Below are 19535 nucleotides of genomic sequence, written 5' to 3' on the forward strand. Positions count from 1 at the left end.
AAAAGCGCTTATATGCTTATACGGGCTCTTGATGTAGACGAATACGATGAATCAAACAAAAGCGGTACAGGCGAGTGGGACCGTGTATATTTCTCATCTAACCCTGCAGATATTGCATTAGGTGCACCTACAACCCCATGGCCAGCAAATTTTGGGTCTGCTACATACAAGAAGGAATTCCCTCAAGCATTTAACTTGGGCGCTTTATCCGGAAAAAATGATGTGTGGAATACGACCGTTCTGGAAATTAAACCTGATCAATGGAATAGTATCGTCGCCAATCAGGATTTATATGTTGGCATTTCCGTACATCATTATTTCATGAATACTTCTAATTTCAACAGCGGTTGGGTGACGACCATCGATTGGGGTCAGCTTGTCATTGACGGCGGCGTGAGAGAGACCGGAGAAATTACCGGAGCCGCTGTTGCTGTTACGAAAGACAAAGTAACGATAAATACAGGTTTCTTGCCTAAAAAAGACGGAAACTTCTATATGGAAGTCAACGTTATTGAGAAAACGAAAGTCGGCAATGAGATTAGGGAGAAAAACTTGGATTTGTCGCAGAAGTACTTTAGCGGCTCCAAGCAAGGAACCGAGCAGAAATGGGACAACATTGTACTTAATGCTCCTGGAGCAGATCCAAGCAAAGAATACACTGTAAATATTATATTGTTCGACAAGCAGCCAGATAAGAATGAACCTGGAACAGCACAGCATATTTATTCGATGTCTACGTTTGACCCTGCAGTAAAAGATATTGCAAAAGCGGGACCTCAATACGAGCCAACGAATTTTACGCTAACTGACTTCAGCAGCAAATATTATCGCGTAACAGGTGAAGCACAAGCAGCTAAGCTTGAAAAAGTGAAAATCGTTTCGCTTCCAAGCGGCGGCAAGCTTCAGCTTGCAGGAGTGGATGTTAAATTAGATGACGAAATTGCTAAGGCAGATGTCGCTAAATTGACCTTCGTTCCAGATGCAGCAGGTTTAACGGGCACGACTTCATTTAAGTGGAATGGCTATGATGGAAGCAAGTACGCGGCTATCGATGGGACGGTAACGATTACTGCAAATGCCGCTCCTGTTGTAACAGATATGAATAAGGCTATTAATCAAGGTGAAACACTGACATTTACAGCTTCAGATTTCACAAGCCAGTATACGGATGCAACTTTGCCGAAGGAAAACTTAAGCAAGGTGAAAATTGTTTCATTGCCGGCGCCAACTGCCGGTAAGCTGATGATCACAAACGGTGGTTCTGCTGTAGCTGTGGCTGTGGGCGATGAAATCAGTGCAGCTGATTTGGGCAAGCTGAGCTTTGTTCCTGCGAGCAATGCCAGCGGTACAGCTTCGTTTGAGTGGAATGGTTCAGACGGCGTTCAGTATGCGAAGGATAATAAGCAAGTGACCATCGCGATTAATACTGCGCCTATTGTTAGTAACATTTCTTTTGCAGCTATAGCTGGCAATACGGTTCAAATGAAAGCTACCGATTTCACTAATGCGAATGCATATAGCGATGCGGATGGCGATGCATTGACCAAAGTACGTATTAACCTGCCAGCCAACTTTTCCAATAGCGGAAAGCTGCGTTATACATCCGAAGGGGTGGACTTCGTAGTATCTTCTAATACAGAAATTTCTTTAACGGAATTAAATACGCTGCGTTTCGTTCCAGCTGCAAATTTGGCGGAAGAAAGTACAGTTACCTTCACTTGGGATGGATTTGATGGCAAACAGTATTCTTTATCGCCAGCAAATGTGAGCATTACTTATACGAACGACCCTGTCGTGAGCAACATTGCGAAGGACGGTCTTCAATATGAGCCGACTGCTTTTACAGCTGACGAGTTTAGAAGCCAATATGCGAAAGCAAACGGTGCTGCTAATTACAATGGACTTCAGCTTGTGAAGATCGTTACTCTGCCAGCAGTGGGACAAGGCTCCTTGTTCCTAGGCAGCAAGGCAGTTGAAGCCGGTGATGAAATTGCGATCGGTGAAGTGGATGCATTATCCTTTGTTCCAGCTGATGCTGGATTCACAGGTACGGCAGCATTTAATTGGAATGGTTATAATGGATCGAAATACGCGAAGCAGCCAGCTGCGGTAACTATTAAAGCGAATGCTGCTCCAACGGTAGAACAGATTAATAAGGAGATATTGAAAGGTGGCACAGTGCCTTTTGCAATTAAGGACTTTACGGATTCGTACAGCGATTCCAACAGTGAGAGCTTAAGCAGAGTAAAGCTCGTATCGCTCCCAGATCCTGCAAAAGGCAAGCTTGTTTTTCAAATAGGCAATGGCCCAGTTTATGACATTACGACTGCCGGCTTTGTCATTAAAGCAAGTGACTTAGATGGTTTAACCTTTGTGCCTGCTGCAGGCGTGACGGGTTCAGTAACATTCGACTGGAACGGCTCGGACGGCAAGCAATATGCGAAGGAAAACAAGAAGGTTACGATTACTATTAATACTCCGCCAGTTGTAGACGACATTATAAAAGCGGGACTTTCTGGTGAAATTATTGCTTTTAAAACAACGGATTTCACGGAATCGCCTCGTTACACAGATGCAGATGGCGATTTGCTGAAAGAAGTTGCGATTATTGTTCCAGCAAATTTCAATCAGAGCGGAACGCTTTGGTACACACCTTCTGTTGGTGAGTCTGTCTATATGGTGCCAGGCAGTACTGAAATCATTGCAAAAAGCGATTTGGAAAGTCTTAAATTCCAGCCTTCAACCTCATTAGCAGAAGGAAGCACGGTTGAATTTGGTTGGAGGGGCAGCGATGGGAAACAATTTGCAGAAGCGGCTGCTGCAATCACTATTGGCTACAACGGCAAGCCGGTTGCGGAACCAATCACTGTAAATGTTGCCGAAGGGGCAACTGATATTATTATTGTTTTTAAAGGTTCAGATCGCGAGACAGTTACGAAGCTAGTTTACGGTTTAGAGAGCAATCCAGGCAAAGGTACGCTAGAGCCTGCCGATTATAATGTATCAGGTGATACATGGATCTATAAACCGGGTTCGGATTTTATATCTGGTCAAGATAGCTTTACGTACACTGTAACGGATGGAGATAATCAAGTTTCAGCTCCTGCAACGGTGACGATCAATATTCATAGAGCTCTCGATGGATGGGCCGGAGACAAAGCGCAGGGCGAGGTAGATGTATTAAAAATCATTCCAGGCGAACAGCTTAAGCTGAGTGCCGTTAGTTCCTTGCTTGCTAAGAACGTTACGGCGAATGTGAACGGTATTATCGTACCGCTTACGCTTGTCAATCAGGATACCTTCGTAGCAGACGGCTATAAGAAGTGGGAAAATACAACGTATTTACTTCCTGAATTAACAGCAGCAAGCAAATACGAAGTTACATTTAAGGCGCTAGACGATGAAGGAGGCTTATTGCCTTCAGAGACAAAATTAGCGGATAACAGCTTTGAAGTGGTTAAAGCAGTACTGGCGTTAACCGCAAGTCCAGAGAAAATTTTGGGCGATGGCAAATCAACAACCGAGTTATCAGCATTGCTAACAAATGCTGATGGCACTCCAATTAAAGGTGTAACGGTTATTTTTGAAGCTCCTGCAGGTAAAGGGACGTTTGTTGGTGGAAACACGGCGGTAACTGACGAACAAGGGTTAGCGAAGGTTACGTACAAATCACAGCAAATTACAGGCATTAACGAGCAGCAGATTCCGATTCAAGCGAATGTGTACAATAAAGAGCGTGGCTTGAAGGAGCAGGATGAGATCATCATTACCTTCTTGCCTGCGGCAGTTAAAGGGTTTATTACAAAGGGAGATACGAATTCGCCAATTGCTGGCGTAAGTGTTCGCGTAACGCTTGATCTAGATGGCGACGGCGTGATCACACCAGGAACAGACTTTGATGAAACAGTTATTACCGATGCTAGCGGAGCTTATTATGTCGTGGTTCCGAAAGGCGATGTCGTTTATGAGTTGGAAGTGACGCAAACGGTTGATGTTGGCGGCGTTCCTACACCTGTAACCTACAAGCAATCGGCTCAAGTTGGTGAAGTAACAGGAGCAGGCGAGGAAAACTTTGAATCCGAGAAAACGGTAACAGGTATCGTGCTGCTTAAGCAGCCAGATGGCAAGTCTTCTTTGTTTAATACTGATCTGCTTGCTAAGACTAGTATTTATTTGAAACAAGCGGATGGCAGCTACATTTCCGAAGACGGAGCCCCGAAAGCATTTGCACTTAGCCCGCAAGGCGTATTTAATGCGAATGGGCTTGCTATTGGAGAATACGAGCTGGAAATTAGATATGAAGTCGAACCTGGCAAGGAAATAATTTTCAGCCATGCTGCGGTCAAAGTAACGGCTTCAGGGGAGATGAATATTTCTGAGGCACTTGTCGATCCATATGGTACGGTTACTAACTCGGTTACAAAAGCAGTAATTGAAGGTGCGGCGGTTGTCCTTTATTATGCGGACACAGCAAGAAATAAAGGCAAAGGGATTATACCTAACACGGAGGTTGTTTTGCCGGCTCTCGTTGGTTTTGCACCAAATGACAATGCGAGTCCAGAACAGCTGACTGATGCACACGGTTTCTATGCCTATATGGTGTATCCAGAAACGGACTATTATCTTGGCGTAATGAAGAATGGGTTCTATAACTATAAAAGCCCAGTTCTCTCCGTTGAATGGGAGATTGTCAAACATGATCTAGAGCTGACGCCTTTTGAGGCAAATGTTCCATCTGCCAATCCTGCGCTTACTCTTTCAGTCGACAAGAACAAAGTAAAAGAAGGAACAACGTCGACTCTAACGGTGGATTACAAAAACAACTCCAGCAGTCCAATGGCAGCAGGAGAAATCAAAGTCAAGATTCCAGCGGGCGCAGTTGTTGTGGATGCAGCTGGCGGAATCGTAACAGACAACACCATTGTATGGAAAGTAACAAATGTACAAGGAGGACAGAACGGCAGCTTCAAAGTGGTCATCGAATGGCCGCTTATGAAAGCAGCAGATACGGCATTTGATATTTCGGGTGAATTTATCGGGAATAGTGCTACTGTCCAATCATCAGTAAAAGTAAATGTATTCTCAGATCGCTTCGGAGAGCTTACTCATACTCGTTATATTCTTGGATACCCGGATAAGGAATTCAAGTCAGAAGGCTCATTGACTCGTGCGGAGCTTGCAGCAATTGTTGCAAGACTGTCTGGAAACGAGAAAGTGGAAGAGCCGCTTTCATTTAACGATATTCGCAAAGGTCACTGGGCGACGAACTATATCCAAAGCGTTACGGTAAACGGCTACTTCAGCGGATACGAAGACGGCTCTTTCCGTCCAGACGCGGCAGTTACAAGAGGAGAGCTTGCAGCGGTTATGGCAAGGTTCCTCAAGCTTGAAGTGAGTGCGCCTGCGACAGTCCACTTTAAGGATACTTCAGGCTACTGGGCAGCAGACACGATTGAAGCTTTGTTTAACGGCAAGTTTTTAACCGGTTATCCGGACGGAAGCTTTAAGCCGAAAAAAGAAATTACTCGTGTTGAAGCAGTTACGATGATCAATCGTATGCTTTATCGCGGTCCGCTTCAGGGGCTGGCTCCATTGTTCCCTGATATGCCGCAAAGCCACTGGGGCTTTGGCGATGTACAGGAAGCAACGATCTCACACAAAGCTGAGCGCAAGGAAGACGGCAGCGAAAAATGGATCGAAAGCATCAATGATAGCGTGAAATAAAGAGCATCAATAGAAGCAGTCTATCTGTTCACAGTGTATTGTGACCATGATAGGCTGCTTTTTTTAAATATGGCTCCATTTCCCACTATAAAAAAATGGAGATCATTTACTTTTTGATATAGAATAGATAGATATGTTTAGAGAGAAACGTGGGCTGGGGGATGAACGGAAGTGTATTGCCATCATTGTGAAAAAAAACAGACGGATGATGCCATTTATTGCAGCCAGTGCGGCAGATTGCTTGCTGATGGAGAAGAAACTGCAGCGGCTCTAAGTACTGAGCGATCTATGCTTTTATCGGAGCGGGCTTCTGTAGAGATAGACGCAACAAGCCAGCAGCCGGGCAAGCCTAAAAAAACGCGGAGACGTAGAGCTAAGAGCTCTATTTTGGCATGGCTGATGCCTATCATTTTAGCGCTTGTTACCGCTGGTTCCGTATTTAGTTACTATATATATCAATCCGAAATAAATGATAGAGTCATCAAGCTTCATGTTGAGGCGAAGGCGGAGGCGCTAGCAGGGAAATATGACAAAGCGCAGAAGCTGCTGCAGGAAGCCTCGGATGCGCGTCCAGGCTTTAGCGCTCTGCAGAAGGATGCGGAGATCGTTGCCCTTGTCGCAGAGCTGGCACAGTCAATTACAGCAGCGGGGGAGCAGCTGGAGGAGCGGAAGCTTGAAGAGGCAGAACAGACACTGGAGCGGATCAACGGTGAATTAAAGGGTCATAAAGAGCCAATCTATATAAAGATTAAGCATCAGCTTGACGACTATAACGTTAAACTTGGTGTCATGAGGCTGACGGAAGAACTGGCAGGTCTGAATACAGTGGATGAGCTTGAGTCAAGGCTTAACATTGCGAATCAATTAGACGGTGAAGAGGCGCTAGCTGTAAAAGAGCAAATTGTCGCCAAAATCGTCGATATAAGCTATAAGGATGCCGAAGCATTGCTTAAGAAAAAAAACTATTCGGACGCGTTGGCACTGACGGACCGAGCGCTGCTTTTTGCCAAGGATAATGAGCGGATTATGACACTGGCCAAAAAGATAACTGATGCACAGGCAGATTACGAGAAAAGGGAACAGCGAAGATTAGAGCAAGCGATGCAGCAGGCTGCAGCAGAGGATCTAAAAAATCAGACGGCAGCCGTCGAGGTTGTTAAAATCGAATCGACGCTCGATGAGTTCGGAGATTTAAATATTGTAGGCGAGCTGAAAAATGCGGCTACACGGCCTATTTATTCGATTAGCGTTCAATTTATCGTCTACGATGCTGACGGCAAAGAGGTAGGCAAGGGCAAGGCAGAGGCGACGCCGGATTATGTTGATCCAGGCCAGAAAATTACCTTTAATAGTACGGTATATGGGGTTTATGTAGAGAATACAACCGTCGTCGTTGATCACGCGACTTGGTATTTGGATTAAGGGGGGAATGTGATGAGAAAACGAGCTTGGATTAGCGTCATCGCTTCTACTCTCATTGTATGTGGAGGATTGGCTGCTGCGTTAGCCATTCATTCAGAGGTGCCAAACAGGCTGACGGGAAAGCCGTTGCTTGCGGTAGCTGATGAGACGAAGCAGAAGTCTCTTAAGGATATTATTTTTGAAACGCAGAAGCTGGTCGTCATGATTGAAAATGAAAACGGGGATCAAGGCTCAGGCTTCCTCTATAATAAGCAAGGGGATCTCATTACGAATGCGCATGTTGTCGCTGGCTCCCATACTGTGAAAATTAAAACAGCGGATGCGCGCGAGCTGGACGGAAAAGTCATTGGCATTAGCACGGAAACGGATATTGCGGTTGTTCGTGTGAAGGAACTGGCTGGAACGGAGCCGCTGCAGGTAGAGCGTAAAGAAAGAGCGGAAGTCGGGGACGAAGTGCTTGCTGTCGGCAGTCCGCTCGGATTTCAAAATACGGTCACTACCGGTATTGTCAGCGGGCTAGGAAGAACCTTCAAAATTGATTCCTACTTGTATTCGGATCTCTATCAAATTTCTGCGCCAATTGCTCCTGGTAATAGTGGTGGACCGCTCGTTGATCAGAAAACGGGATCGGTGCTGGGCATTAACTCTGCTGGTTATGAGCAAGGTTCAATTGGCTTTAGTATCCCCATTGCGAACGTAATCGATATCGCTGAAGGCTGGTCTACTAAACCGATGACTAAGCTGCCTGATCTGGAGCTTTCGGATAAGGAACTGAAGATGGAAGATGAAGCGAAGATTGAGGAATATGCTGATTATCTCGTTACTCATTTTTATGACAGTCTGAACAATGCCGATTATGTTTATGCGTATTCATTGCTAGGCGGCAATTGGAAGGAAGGGACGAGCTACGAGAAGTTCAGGGCAGGTTACTTGGGGACGCTGAATGTGGTCATCGAAAATATGCATGTGACGGAGAGCAGAGAAGACAAAGCTACCGTTATCGCTGTTATTTCAGTAGATGAGCGGGTCGAAGGCAAATATGTGTTAAGCAAATACCAAGTGACCTATGAGGTCGGCTACGAGAACGATCAATTAAAGCTGCTGAGTGGCAAAGGTAAGGCTATTAAGTAAAGAATGACGTTTGAAAAGCTAGAAAAAGTCGGTCAGGGGAGACCGCTTTTTCTAGCTTTTTTTGTGTAGCTGTGGGACGTTTTTAATGAGGAATTTATTGATCAATCGTCAGTTCTAATTAAATTTCTATACTTGTATTTTCGATTTCATCCTCGCGCAAAACTGGGCTTAAAAAGAGTTCAAGTGCTACAGAGTCATTGCGCTGAAGCGGGAAGCTGAGCAGCGATGCTGGAATTACGCGTCCGTTCAGTACAAGTTGATAGCTGGTATTGCCGCCAATAGGGACTCCGCTAACGGAATTAATTTGACCATTAAAGCTGAAGCTGACAACCCCCGTTTCCGCTAGAGCCTGATAGATGCTCAAACCCGGTCGGAAAGGAATGCGATACGCCTCAGTTATGCTAGGAAACGCTCTTCCACCGTTTATGAGAACCGTTACGGTCGCCTGCGGTCCCGCAGGTGGGAACAGCCATGGCCCACCGATCCAGAAGCCCCCGGCCCAAAACCGCCGGGACCGCCCGGCCCAAAGCCGCCGGGACCGCCCGGCCCAAAACCGCCGGGTCCCCCTGGGCCAAAACCGCCGGGTCCCCCGGCCCAAAGCCGCCGGATCCCCCGGCCCAAAGCCGCCGGGACCGCCCGGCCCAAAGCCGCCGGGACCGCCCGGCCCAAAGCCGCCGGGACCGCCCGGCCCAAGGCCGCCGGGACCGCCCGGCCCAAAGCCGCCGGGTCCCCCGGCCCAAAGCCGCCGGGACCCCCGGCCCAAAGCCGCCGGGTCCCCCGGCCCAAAGCCGCCGGGACCGCCCGGCCCAAAGCCGCCGGGTCCCCCGGCCCAAAGCCGCCGGGACCGCCCGGCCCAAAACCGCCGGGTCCCCCGGCCCAAAACCGCCGGGTCCCCCTGGGCCAAAACCGCCGGGACCGCCCGGCCCAAAACCGCCGGGACCGCCCGGCCCAAAACCGCCGGGACCGCCCGGCCCAAAGCCGCCGGGACCGCCCGGCCCAAAACCGCCGGGACCGCCCGGCCCAAAACCGCCGGGACCGCCCGGCCCAAAGCCGCCGGGACCGCCCGGCCCAAAACCGCCGGGACCACCCGGCCCAAAGCCGCCTTGCTGAGGCGTTGGCGTGATCATTCGAGGTCCGCCACAACCGCAGCCCTTGCTAGCTGGACGAGAATTCACATTATTAGCATAAGTATATTCCATGAGAGTACTCAGACTCCTTTACAACGCAAATTAGGCATTTATCCTACTGTAGCGTATGCGGCAAAAGCCTATGAGGTGAGTGTGCGTATGAGGCGGGAGTAAAAGCGAAACTAGTAATTCTTGTTGAGCTTAACGGACATCAGTTCCGCTATTTTGGCTTAAAACGCAAGTTTAGCCTACTAACGGACATAGGATACGTTATTTCCCTCAAAATGAGCTCAATTGGCCCTAATTCCAGCAAATAAAGGATCCTATGTCCGTTAAAACTTCAATATACGGATATTTCGCCAAATAGAGGAACCTATGTCCGTAAGGAGAGACGACCTGACCATTATTAAAGGTAGAAGCTCCTATGATACTAATGAGATCAACCTAACCTCTATCCAGTTACAGGCTAGCTAGTCGAAAAAATAAATGAATACACTCTGCCACACTATGTCTATCAATTGTATATATTTGCCTATAGCAAAACTGTCCCTATATAATGATATGAAAATAATTACAGAAGGTGGTTGTTGCGTGAATCAGCTGCGGGGCATTATTTTGGAAGGATTTTCGCATGCGGGTAAAACATCGGTATTGAAGTCGTTAAAGCTAATGCAAGCGCAGGACGAATCAGCAGAGCGAAGTGTTATTGTTTTAAGCGAGCATTATTCACAGGTGCTGCACAACGTACGTGGTCAGTTTATAACATCAAGTCACGAAGAGCATCTCCAATTGTTGAATGAAAGAGTTGCTATGCTGAGGCAATTAGAAGAATGGTCAACTAAGCTTGGAAGAGCTTCACGCGGCTCGCGAGGTGTATTCTTTATACTAGAAAGGTTTCATTTAAATCATAGAGTCGCCTATTCTGATAAAACTACTAATGAAATTGAAGCTATTGAAAAGGAACTCTTACACTTTGGGGCAAAATGTGCTTTATTAACGATATCTCCGGAAATAGCCGAACTAAGAATTCAAAGCCGCACGCCTGATGAATGGTCGGATAAGAGTAATGAAGAAATTAAAGCAGCAGCAGATGAACTGGTAGCCACTCAATTGAAACTGCGAAAAGCAGCAGCAAACTCAGTCATTCCTACTCTAGAAATCAACACCGATAACAAAGCTTGGGACACTTACGCAAAAGAAATCATTCGTTTGTTGGACTAGTATATTCCTCCAGCAATTAATGAGCTGTATTTAAACTTCCTGCAACAGAAGCAGATAGGCAAAGTTGTACTTCAACGTCCTGCACCCTAAGCTCATCAGCAGCATCGTAACCCTACTCCAACTCCGCGCCTTATGTGCATTGTCAACATTCCACTCTTTTTCCCTGCACTTAAGCAACTTTGCACTCGAACACCCAGCACCTTATATGCACCATAAAAAAATAAAAAAAACCGGCGCTTGCCTCATTAAAGAGGCAAGCGCCGGTTTGGAAAAACAATATTATTTAACAGCTGCTTCGTAACGTTTGCCAACTTCATCCCAGTTAACTACGTTCCAGAACGCTGCGATGTAATCAGGGCGTTTGTTTTGGTAGTTCAGGTAGTAAGCGTGCTCCCATACATCAAGACCAAGGATTGGCGTTTCGCCTTCCATGATCGGGCTGTCTTGGTTTGGCAAGCTGTATACTTTCAATTTGCCGTTTGCAACTGCTAGGAATGCCCAGCCGCTGCCGAAACGTGTTGTTGCTGCTTTTGCGAAGTCAGCTTTGAAAGCTTCAAAGCCGCCTAGCTCGCTTTCAATTGCTGCTGCAAGAGCGCCAGTAGGTGCTCCGCCAGCGTTTGGAGCGATTGTTTCCCAGAACAAGCTGTGGTTAGCATGTCCGCCGCCATTGTTGCGAACAGCAGTACGGATTGCTTCAGGAACGCTAGCAAGATCGGAGATCAAATCTTCGATTGATTTGCTTTGCAATTCTGGAGCGGACTCCAAAGCAGCGTTAAGGTTAGTCACGTAAGCGTTATGGTGACGGCCGTGGTGAATTTCCATTGTAGTCGCATCGATATGCGGCTCAAGTGCGTTGTGCGCGTACGGCAAAGCAGGTAGTTGATGTGCCATTTTTTACAGCCTCCTAATTATATGTAGTTATCCAAGTCCATTATCCCTTATCCGATTGAATAAATCAACATTATTGTTTCAAAAGTCGAATGGGCTAAAACGATCAAACATAACCTAAAATAGGGTATCTCGACGCTAGCTAAAATATACAGATTAGGAAGATAGAACTGCATTTATAGAGAAATAAATGGATTAAATCGTTGTAAGCGCTTAATATTAAGCGTTTACACGAGATAATTGATGATTTCTTTAATTTTTTTAAGGAATATTAAAGATTGAAGCAGGATTTCGTTTAATTTTGTCGTAATATATTTTAAATGCAATACTATGACATGGTATAGAAGGTGTAATTTTAATGAATGTTCGTTCCTTCCAGTTGTCCGATTACCGATCAATTACAGCACTGCTTGAAGAGGTTCTAACAGAAGAGTGCTACGAACAAACGATGGAAGCTTTTGCCCGCCAGTTGTCATGGGATAGTGATTTAGTATTAGTCGCTGTCGAAAATTCCGAAATTGTGGGCATGATTATCGGTACGATTGATAATAACAAAGGTTATTATTATCGAATTGCTGTATCTCCTCTCCACCAACGGAAAGGAATCGGTAAAACGCTTATCCAGGCATTGCGCCAGCGCTTCGAACAGCGCCGTGTCACAAAGATACTAATTACCGCGGACGAGCACAACGAGCCAGTTTTACCGCTGTACGAGTCGATGGGGTATGTAGCCAACGATTTTATCAGATCTTTTCAGAAATTGAGCATTGTAGCTGGTTAACGCGAACTTTACTGCATGTAAGTTGTACGCAGGGCATATCTGCATCGCCATTGCTTTTGGCGGTCAGATATGCTTTTCTTATTACTATATACATTTATGAGGAGAACGGGATGGAACCATATCGGCACTGTGTCATCAAAAGCTTCAAACATAACGGTCACATTCACCGTATATGGCAACAGAATTGGCTTGTGCCTGATGAGCTGCTTGACGAGCAGCATAAAGCGGAATCCATTAAGGTGCTCATAAACCGTCAAACGCCGATTCAAGAGTCTGATGGTAAGATATGGATCAGCCGCGTCCCAGCAGTCTCCTTTTTTATACCGGGGCAGTGGTTCAATGTTGTGGCTCTGCTAGAGGACGGAGGCGTCCGCTATTATTGCAATATTGCCTCACCGCTGTACATTCAGGGTGATGTGCTTACCTATATCGATTACGATTTGGACGTTATTCGTACAGTTGATGGTGGAAGAACAGTCGTCGATCAAGATGAATATGAGATGCACAAAGCGGCTTACCACTATCCGAAAATGGTCGAAGAAAAGGTGCATGAGGGTCTTGATGCGCTTTTGCAGCGGATGGATCAAGGGCAATCGCCTTTTCAGGATCAGCTTGTGCTGAAGTATTATGAGGATTGGTTGAAACGAAGTGAAGAGGTGGGACAATGAGCCTTGAGGACCAGAATCGCAAGCCAAGTAATGAAAAAGCAGGAATCAGTGTAGATGCGGGATTATCTGCCCATACTGTTGCAAGCAATCGCTCCAATTGGCTCTCAGAACTGCTCGATTGGTCGAAAACATTGGTTGTTGCATTTGCTGTGGTGCTGCTTCTGCATTTTTTTGTATTTAACCTCTCGAAGGTAGAAGGTCATTCGATGGAGCCGACGTTAACGGAGCATGAGTGGCTGTTCGTTAATAAATTTGTATACCTGGTCGGCAAGCCCAAGGTTGGTGATGTCGTTATTTTGAAGGAACCGGATATGGGGGAAGTCGAAGAAAAGTTTCTTGTGAAAAGGATCGTTGGGGTTTCCGGTGATCGTATAGAAATCCATAATAAACAATTGTACCGTAACGGCGAGCTAGTGGACGAGCCTTACACGGATTCATTAATAGAAGATATGAGCTACGGGCCTGAAGTAATTAGTGAAGGAAACTATTTTGTAATGGGAGATAATCGACATGCTAGGGCGAGCTTGGACAGCCGGACGTTTCACGCTGTGCCAGAAGAGCTTATTCGCGGCAGAGCCGATTATATTTTATGGCCTTACAAAAAGATAAGAGCGCTTTAATCACTTTTTGTGTGAATAGCTGCTGCTTACGAAGTAGGTTTGCATTCGCAAACCTTAAGTAGATGCTTACGAAGTAGGTTTGCATTCGCAAACCTTTAGGAGGGATTCTTATGAAGGACGTTATGATCTATACGGACGGTGCATGCTCCGGCAATCCGGGGCCGGGCGGCTGGGGAGCAGTGCTGTTTTTTGGCGTTCATCAGAAGGAAATTTCAGGTGGAGAGAAACACTCGACGAACAATCGTATGGAAATCCAAGCAGTAATCGAAGGGTTGAAGCTGCTCAAGGAGCCCTGTAAGGTGACGGTGTATAGTGATTCAGCGTATGTCGTGAATTGCTTCCAGAAAGGCTGGATACACGGCTGGCTGCGCAACGGCTGGAAGAACAGCAAGAAAGAACCTGTTGAGAACCAAGAGCTCTGGAAAGCGCTTTGGGAGCTTATGCAGCGTCATAAAGTAGAATACGTAAAGGTAAAAGGCCATAGCGATAATGAATGGAATAATCGTTGTGACGAGCTGGCTCGTGAAGCAATTAAAAGGTTATAGATGATGACAGATAGATGGGCAAAGCTGAAGGAAGAGATGATTGCGGCGGCACCAAGCCTCGGCATCGACAAGATAGGGATCGCTTCCGCGGATCCATTCACATCATTAAAGCAAATTTTGCTAAGGCACCGCGAGCTCGGAAGAGAGTCTGGCTTCGAGGAGCCTGACATTGAGAAAAGAACGAATCCAGCGCTGTTGTTTGAAAATCCGCAGTCGATTATTGCAATAGCCATTGCCTATCCATCCAAGCTGAAGGACCCTCCTAAATCAGAGCCGGGTGCAAGGCGAGGTATTATGTCACGATCGGCTTGGGGAGAAGATTACCATAAAGTGTTGCGCGATCGGCTTGCTAAGCTGGAAGCATGGCTAAGGGAGCGGATGCCGGATTTGCGCGTGGAAAGCATGGTCGATACCGGCGCATTGTCGGATCGCGCCGTTGCTGAGCGAGCAGGCATTGGATGGAGCGCAAAAAACTGCGCGATCATATCGCCGGAGCTAGGCTCGTGGATTTACCTCGGTGAGATGATTACCAATGTTCCATTTGAACCGGATGAACCGATAACGGAAAGCTGCGGCAGCTGCACCAAATGTATTGACGCTTGCCCGACGGATGCACTAGTTGGACCGGGTCAATTGAATTCAAGCCGCTGCATCTCCTTTGTCACACAAACGAAGGGAATGATATCGGACGAGTTCATGCGAAAAATCGGCAATCGGCTTTATGGCTGCGATACTTGCCAGACGGTCTGCCCGATAAACCGCGGCAAAAACTGGACGCATCAACCAGAGCTGCAGCCGGATATGGAATTAGTAAAGCCGCTGCTCGTACCGCTTCTAACGATAGGCAACAAGGAGTTTCAAGCCAGATATGGCCGAACATCCTCCGCTTGGCGGGGCAAGAAGCCGATTCAGCGCAATGCAGTAATCGCGCTCGGCAACTTTAAAGAGGCTAGCGCAGTGCCTTATTTGATCAAGGTGCTGGAGCAGGATCCTCGCCCGGTGCTCCGCGGAACAGCTGCATGGTCGCTTGCGCGAATTGGCGGCGAGCAGGCAAAGTCTGCTTTGCTTGGAGCATCAGTGAAGGAAACGGATGAGGAAGCACTGCAGGCGATAGCGAATGCCATTGCTCAATTAAGCACGATTCCAGAAGACAACTTGGAAGCAGGTGGCGCAAATGAGTGAACGACTTTATACGGCTGAGATCGATTCGCCTATCGGGCCGATGACGTTAACGGCAACGGACAAAGGGATTTGCCACTTGGACTTCGCTCCTTACGATTCGGCTTTAGAGAAACTAGAGCAGTGGACGAAGCGTGTATTTGGGCACGTTGGCGCGGATATTACGCGGGTCGAAGCAGCATCTCATGAACAGCTGAATGAAGCAGCAAGGCAGTTGGCGCTTTATTTTGCCGGAGAGCTTCTGCAATTCGATCTGCCTATTCAAATGTATGGCACACCGTTTCAGCAGAAGGTGTGGGCAGCTTTGCAGCAAATCCCTTATGGGGAAACGCGTACTTATAAGGATATCGCTGTGATGCTGGATCAGCCTGGAGCTATGCGTGCCGTAGGTGGAGCGAACAATCGCAACCCTGTCTCGATCATCGTGCCTTGTCATCGCGTGATTGGGGCAAGCGGCCAAATGATTGGTTATGGCGGAGGTCTTCCTATTAAACTCGCGCTGCTTGATCTGGAAAAGAGTGCGAAATAAGAGCATCAAAAATTGTCACAAAAAGGTTAAGCGGAGCGTCAGCATGTTCATTGCGAACAAGTGGTGAACATGCTATCATGGGAACATTATACACAGCAGGAGATTTGGAAAGGGTCAGGTGAAAGGTATGTCGTGGGTGAACATTGTTGTACCAATTGTAACTTTAATTGCTGGAGCTGTTGGGGGCTTTTTTGTAGGCGTATTCTATCTGCGGAAGCAGCTTGAGAAAATGCAAAATGATCCAGAAATGATTCAGAAAATGGCGAAGCAAATGGGCTACAATCTGAATAAGCAGCAAATGCAAAAAGCGCAGCACATGATGAAAAACCAAAAGATGCCTCGCAGATAAAGAAAGACGCGGGGGGACCGGAAGGAGAGTTCAGAAATGGCGGGAAAGAAAGATTACGTCAATTCGAGTGTTTCGAGCAACCGGGAGCAAATTGAACATCACATAAGAGAAATATTGAAACTTGTCGGTGAAGATGTAGAGCGTGAAGGCTTGCTGGAAACACCCGCTCGTGTGACTCGAATGTATGAGGAGATTTTTGCCGGATATGAGGTTGATCCTCGTGAGGTGCTGGGCGTTACGTTCGATGAGCAGCATGAAGAGCTTGTTATTGTAAAAGATATCGTTTATTACAGTCAGTGCGAGCATCACATGGCGCCGTTTTTCGGAAAAGCGCATATTGGCTACATTCCTAGCGGCAAAATCGCTGGTCTTAGCAAGCTTGCTAGACTCGTAGAGGCGATTACTCGCCGCCTGCAGGTGCAAGAGCGGATTACATCACAAATTGCGGATATCCTTACTGAGGAGCTGCAGCCGCATGGCGTCATGGTCGTCGTGGAAGGCGAGCATTTGTGCATGTGTTCACGCGGGGTGAAGAAGCCTGGCAGCATGACCGTAACGTCTGCGGTAAGAGGCGACTTCCGCAGCAATCCTGCGCTTCGCTCCGAGTTTTTGACATTATTAAAGCAATAGACGATATAAACAAGCAAAAACATCTTCGGCGTCCTTTGGATGCTGAAGGAGTTTTGACGGAGAAATATAAGAAAAGTAGGAGACAATTAATATACTTTCTTATATTTCAAGCAAAAACGCCTTCGGCGTCCTTAGACGCTGAAGCAGCTTTGACGGTGAAATATAAGATAAGTATGAGAAAATGATATACTTTCTTATATTTTGAAAAAGTCCGACAGTGAACCGGGGTCAGTCCCCAGCTCCCGTGTCGGGCTTTTTTTTTCTGAATAGATTAGAATGGCACCCATACGAGCTTTCGAGCTTCTTCAAATCGATCACTAACGAAGGTCCAATTCACGACATTCCACCAATCCTGAATATACTCAGGCCGTTTGTTCTGATGTTTTAAATAATAGGCGTGTTCCCACACATCCAAGGCCAACAATGGCACAACATCCCATTGTGATAAATTCTGATGTTTCTCTGCGGTTAATATTTCAAGCCGGCTGCTGCGTGGACTCCAAACTAGAATCGCCCAGCCGCTGCCCTCCACCTTCGCCGCTGCCTTGCTGAATTGATTCTTAAAGGCGGAGAAGCTGCCAAAATCATTTCGGATTTGCTGGCTCAGAGCTCCTATCGGTTCACCACCACCATATGGCGTCATGATGCTCCAGAACAGAGTATGTAAGTAGTGGCCGGCACCGTTAAAAGCAAGCTCTCGCTCCCAATGCTTAACCAGCTCAAATTGATTCGTCTCGCGAGCGATTTTGAGCTGCAATTCCGCTTCATTTAGACCATCGACATAGGACTGATGGTGTATATCATGATGGATTCGCATCGTATGCTCATCGATATAAGGCTCGAGGGCACTGTAAGCATAGGGCAGAGGAGGCAATGTGTGTCCCCCGATGGGGACTTGCTGGACAATTGCACGGTGCTGATTATTGCCTGAGCTGGTTACCTTTTGTCGATAGGAGCTCATTAAGCCGATATAATAGTTGGATTCACGAATGGCGTGTGAGATGACTGATTTGGTGACATCAGAAGAAGCCGACGCGGTGCGCTCAGTTAGCTGCCTGAGTTGATCGACATACGTTCTTGATTGTTCAAGAGATGTCTCTACAACCGCTTCAATCGTTTGTTCCATATAGGATGGCAAGCGTGACGGAATGGGAAGCCATTCATCCAGCCATTGATTAGTATATTGAGCGGTATTGGAGAAAACAGGCTCCCATGCTTGGAGAAGCTGAACATACTGACGCTCCATCTCAGGAGCTGCCTGCAAAATAACGGCGATATGCTCTTTCTCTTGCAGCTTCCAATGTCTAACTAATTCCATTACGCGAACGGGCATGAGCGTTCCATAAACAAAAAGCACGACCATCGCCTCCCTTTTTCGCAACAAATGCATCTATGTTAGATGTATTCGTTGGTAAGCGGGCTTATGTCGTGCTTCATTATTATGTTCGTTCTGCTTGGAGCTGTTGATCGACTTGGCTTAGAAATAGGGCTGCTCTTTGGATATATTCGCTCGGATGAACTTGGAACAGCAATTCGTGTTTGCCTTCAGGAACAATCCAAGAGCGAGATAGGACGTTGCCTTGCCCTTCAGCAATAGCCTCTGCGGTTTGGTAAGGCGCCTTTGAATCTTCTGTGCCGTGGATGATAAATAACGGGATATCATAAACGTTAGATAAAACCTCGCTTGCCGGAATAGATCCAAAGCTTGTACCCGTCCAAAGGGGGATCATCGATTCAATAAGCGGCAAAGAGAACTGCGGCAATGAAACAAATTGATTCAAGTTATCAAATAATGCCTCGGGGCTCGGGATGAAAAGGCTGTCGAGTATCATGGCATCAATTTCATCGGTCTGCAGCCCTGCTTGCAGTGCCGTTCCTGCACCCATTGAGAAGCCCCAGACGACGATGTCCTCCGCTCCGCGTGATTTTGCATAATCTACTGCAGCAAGCAGCTGTTGTGACTCCTCAAGGCCGCCAGTGGCCGGAGCTTTGTACTCCTTAGATGCATAGCCGTAGTCAAACAACAATATATTATAGTTTAAACCGTGCAGCAGCTTCGAGAGCTCATACATCGGTACCCATGATTCTTCGCGATTAGCGCCATAACCGTGGCTGAATACAACAGTTCGTGCTGAAGGAGCCGCTTCGCTTGCATCACTCTCTGCAGGAATGAACCAGCCGCTGACCGTCGTATTTCCGCTTTTGCTAGGGAAAATGACATCCTCGTAATCTAGGCCGATAGCCGCTTGCGGATTAGAGGAGAGTGGGGCTACATAAGGGTATGCAAGCATCCATGCGACATAGCCATGAAAAATAATGACAGCAATCAAACACATTGCCGTAAGGGAAGCAATGGAAGCAACCAGCAAATGCTTGCTGCGGCTTTTGGTTTTGCGCAATTGGGACAGGTTATCCGAATCGCCAAGCGGGAAGGGATGAAGGTTTTTTGGAAATCCGCCTTCAAGTGGCAATGGTGTCATTATAGTCGTGCTCATGTCGTTGTCCTCCCTCTGTAAGTAACCGTCCATTAGACTCATCTATTCGGAACGTTGTAAGCGCTTTTCTTATCTAGTACTTTTATCGTAGTCCGGTCCTATAAGCCTGTCAATTGTTGTCGAGGTAATGTTAATCATTTGTAATATTACTGTAATGTAAACAACTGTTCTTTACGATAATGGAAGCGATGAGTTATACTGAATGAGAATCGGTTTCATTGGATGA

General features: G+C 46.8%; 17 protein-coding genes. 13 read left to right on the forward strand and 4 right to left on the reverse strand.

All coding sequences use genetic code 11. From position 1 onward, the window contains the following. Window positions 1-12 precede the first annotated feature (12 nt). From MHH56_RS04360 to MHH56_RS04375, 4 genes are all read left to right on the forward strand, one after another. On the forward strand, window positions 13-5724 hold the full coding sequence (locus MHH56_RS04360) for an S-layer homology domain-containing protein (RefSeq protein WP_339206853.1): 5712 nt from the start codon (window positions 13-15) through the stop codon (window positions 5722-5724). Window positions 5725-5857: 133 nt separating this feature from the next. Beyond that, window positions 5858-5998 carry a hypothetical protein gene (locus MHH56_RS04365; RefSeq protein WP_339206854.1) on the forward strand — a complete coding sequence of 47 codons (141 nt, stop codon included), beginning with the start codon at window positions 5858-5860 and terminating at the stop codon, window positions 5996-5998. A gap of 14 nt (window positions 5999-6012) precedes the next feature. Beyond that, on the forward strand, window positions 6013-7146 hold the full coding sequence (locus MHH56_RS04370; RefSeq protein WP_339206855.1) for an FxLYD domain-containing protein: 1134 nt from the start codon (window positions 6013-6015) through the stop codon (window positions 7144-7146). A gap of 12 nt (window positions 7147-7158) precedes the next feature. Further along, window positions 7159-8277, forward strand: a complete 1119-nt coding sequence (locus tag MHH56_RS04375; RefSeq protein WP_076268858.1) for a trypsin-like peptidase domain-containing protein — start codon at window positions 7159-7161, stop codon at window positions 8275-8277. Window positions 8278-8395: 118 nt separating this feature from the next. Here MHH56_RS04375 and MHH56_RS04380 read toward each other — a convergent pair whose 3' ends face one another. Then, on the reverse strand, window positions 8396-8641 hold the full coding sequence (locus tag MHH56_RS04380) for a hypothetical protein (protein ID WP_339206856.1): 246 nt from the start codon (window positions 8639-8641) through the stop codon (window positions 8396-8398). Between the two features lie 1354 nt (window positions 8642-9995). On the opposite strand from MHH56_RS04380, the gene MHH56_RS04385 reads away from it, so the two are divergent. Further along, complete coding sequence (locus MHH56_RS04385; protein ID WP_339206858.1) at window positions 9996-10625, forward strand: hypothetical protein; 630 nt, start codon at window positions 9996-9998, stop codon at window positions 10623-10625. Window positions 10626-10904: 279 nt separating this feature from the next. Here MHH56_RS04385 and MHH56_RS04390 read toward each other — a convergent pair whose 3' ends face one another. After that, the gene (locus MHH56_RS04390; RefSeq protein ID WP_076268860.1) at window positions 10905-11516 is read right to left on the reverse strand and encodes a superoxide dismutase; all 612 of its coding nucleotides are present in this window, start codon (window positions 11514-11516) and stop codon (window positions 10905-10907) included. A 355-nt stretch (window positions 11517-11871) separates the two neighbouring features. Between MHH56_RS04390 and MHH56_RS04395 the strand changes: the two genes are divergently transcribed. From MHH56_RS04395 to folE, 8 genes are all read left to right on the forward strand, one after another. Then, complete coding sequence (locus MHH56_RS04395; RefSeq protein WP_339206861.1) at window positions 11872-12294, forward strand: GNAT family N-acetyltransferase; 423 nt, start codon at window positions 11872-11874, stop codon at window positions 12292-12294. Between the two features lie 110 nt (window positions 12295-12404). Beyond that, a complete protein-coding gene (locus tag MHH56_RS04400; RefSeq protein ID WP_339206862.1) occupies window positions 12405-12962 on the forward strand; it encodes a DUF402 domain-containing protein in 558 nt (185 codons plus the stop codon). Beyond that, entirely contained in the window at window positions 12959-13582 is a 624-nt protein-coding gene (gene lepB, locus MHH56_RS04405) for a signal peptidase I (protein WP_339206863.1), read from the forward strand. The genes MHH56_RS04400 and lepB overlap by 4 nt, the downstream gene beginning before the upstream one ends. Before the next feature lie 110 nt (window positions 13583-13692). Further along, window positions 13693-14127, forward strand: coding sequence for a ribonuclease HI (rnhA, locus tag MHH56_RS04410; RefSeq protein WP_339206864.1), 435 nt, complete (start codon window positions 13693-13695; stop codon window positions 14125-14127). Beyond that, a complete protein-coding gene (gene queG / locus MHH56_RS04415) occupies window positions 14128-15309 on the forward strand; it encodes a tRNA epoxyqueuosine(34) reductase QueG (RefSeq protein WP_339206866.1) in 1182 nt (393 codons plus the stop codon). After that, window positions 15302-15835, forward strand: a complete 534-nt coding sequence (locus tag MHH56_RS04420) for a methylated-DNA--[protein]-cysteine S-methyltransferase (protein WP_339206868.1) — start codon at window positions 15302-15304, stop codon at window positions 15833-15835. Before queG ends, MHH56_RS04420 begins: the two co-directional genes overlap by 8 nt. 127 nt (window positions 15836-15962) lie before the next feature. After that, window positions 15963-16184: a YneF family protein gene (locus MHH56_RS04425; protein ID WP_053372732.1), complete on the forward strand. Its 222-nt coding sequence runs from the start codon at window positions 15963-15965 to the stop codon at window positions 16182-16184. 36 nt (window positions 16185-16220) lie between these two features. Then, window positions 16221-16814: a GTP cyclohydrolase I FolE gene (folE, locus tag MHH56_RS04430; RefSeq protein WP_076268865.1), complete on the forward strand. Its 594-nt coding sequence runs from the start codon at window positions 16221-16223 to the stop codon at window positions 16812-16814. Between the two features lie 271 nt (window positions 16815-17085). Here the strand turns inward: folE and MHH56_RS04435 are convergent, their stop codons facing one another. Both MHH56_RS04435 and MHH56_RS04440 read right to left on the reverse strand, forming a co-directional pair. Further along, a complete protein-coding gene (locus tag MHH56_RS04435) occupies window positions 17086-18177 on the reverse strand; it encodes a Fe-Mn family superoxide dismutase (protein ID WP_339209503.1) in 1092 nt (363 codons plus the stop codon). A 76-nt stretch (window positions 18178-18253) separates the two neighbouring features. Beyond that, window positions 18254-19309, reverse strand: a complete 1056-nt coding sequence (locus MHH56_RS04440) for an alpha/beta fold hydrolase (protein WP_339206872.1) — start codon at window positions 19307-19309, stop codon at window positions 18254-18256. Between the last annotated feature and the right edge of the window lie 226 nt (window positions 19310-19535).

This window comes from Paenibacillus sp. FSL K6-3182, from assembly GCF_037976325.1.
Taxonomy (GTDB): domain Bacteria; phylum Bacillota; class Bacilli; order Paenibacillales; family Paenibacillaceae; genus Pristimantibacillus.

What these genes read in the sequence shown, in the direction of transcription:
- MHH56_RS04360 (WP_339206853.1), top strand. Translation starts at nt 13, where the DNA reads ATGCTTATACGGGCTCTTGATGTAGACGAATACGATGAATCAAACAAA.
- MHH56_RS04365 (WP_339206854.1), top strand. Translation starts at nt 5,858, where the DNA reads ATGTTTAGAGAGAAACGTGGGCTGGGGGATGAACGGAAGTGTATTGCC.
- MHH56_RS04370 (WP_339206855.1), top strand. Translation starts at nt 6,013, where the DNA reads ATGCTTTTATCGGAGCGGGCTTCTGTAGAGATAGACGCAACAAGCCAG.
- MHH56_RS04375 (WP_076268858.1), top strand. Translation starts at nt 7,159, where the DNA reads ATGAGAAAACGAGCTTGGATTAGCGTCATCGCTTCTACTCTCATTGTA.
- MHH56_RS04390 (WP_076268860.1), bottom strand. Translation starts at nt 11,516, where the DNA reads ATGGCACATCAACTACCTGCTTTGCCGTACGCGCACAACGCACTTGAG.
- MHH56_RS04395 (WP_339206861.1), top strand. Translation starts at nt 11,872, where the DNA reads ATGAATGTTCGTTCCTTCCAGTTGTCCGATTACCGATCAATTACAGCA.
- MHH56_RS04400 (WP_339206862.1), top strand. Translation starts at nt 12,405, where the DNA reads ATGGAACCATATCGGCACTGTGTCATCAAAAGCTTCAAACATAACGGT.
- lepB (WP_339206863.1), top strand. Translation starts at nt 12,959, where the DNA reads ATGAGCCTTGAGGACCAGAATCGCAAGCCAAGTAATGAAAAAGCAGGA.
- rnhA (WP_339206864.1), top strand. Translation starts at nt 13,693, where the DNA reads ATGAAGGACGTTATGATCTATACGGACGGTGCATGCTCCGGCAATCCG.
- queG (WP_339206866.1), top strand. Translation starts at nt 14,128, where the DNA reads ATGATGACAGATAGATGGGCAAAGCTGAAGGAAGAGATGATTGCGGCG.
- MHH56_RS04420 (WP_339206868.1), top strand. Translation starts at nt 15,302, where the DNA reads ATGAGTGAACGACTTTATACGGCTGAGATCGATTCGCCTATCGGGCCG.
- MHH56_RS04425 (WP_053372732.1), top strand. Translation starts at nt 15,963, where the DNA reads ATGTCGTGGGTGAACATTGTTGTACCAATTGTAACTTTAATTGCTGGA.
- folE (WP_076268865.1), top strand. Translation starts at nt 16,221, where the DNA reads ATGGCGGGAAAGAAAGATTACGTCAATTCGAGTGTTTCGAGCAACCGG.
- MHH56_RS04435 (WP_339209503.1), bottom strand. Translation starts at nt 18,177, where the DNA reads ATGGTCGTGCTTTTTGTTTATGGAACGCTCATGCCCGTTCGCGTAATG.
- MHH56_RS04440 (WP_339206872.1), bottom strand. Translation starts at nt 19,309, where the DNA reads ATGAGCACGACTATAATGACACCATTGCCACTTGAAGGCGGATTTCCA.